The organism is Flavobacterium sp. Arc2 (genome assembly GCF_041431385.1).
In the GTDB taxonomy this organism is placed as follows: Bacteria; Bacteroidota; Bacteroidia; order Flavobacteriales; family Flavobacteriaceae; genus Flavobacterium.
In genome coordinates, this window is record NZ_JASMRH010000012.1 from 135,085 (window position 1) to 135,300 (window position 216).

The window sequence follows — 216 nt, forward strand, 5'->3', positions numbered from 1 at the left end:
TTTGGCTGATGTCTCTGGTGAATGTACTGCGACAGCGGTTGCTCCTACTACTAAAGATTCTTGTGCTGGAACAATCACGGGAACGACTACTGATCCTTTGACTTATAATACACAAGGAATTTATACAATCAATTGGACTTTCAATGATGGAAACGGAAACACTACTATAGCTACTCAAAAAGTAACTGTGAAAGATGTAACGGCTCCGGTGAAACC

The 216-nt window shown here is 40.7% G+C and carries 1 protein-coding gene; it reads left to right on the forward strand.

Annotated elements, in window-relative coordinates:
• The coding region (locus QO182_RS10400) for a hypothetical protein (RefSeq protein ID WP_371561490.1) at nt 1-216 on the forward strand (216 nt) is incomplete at both ends.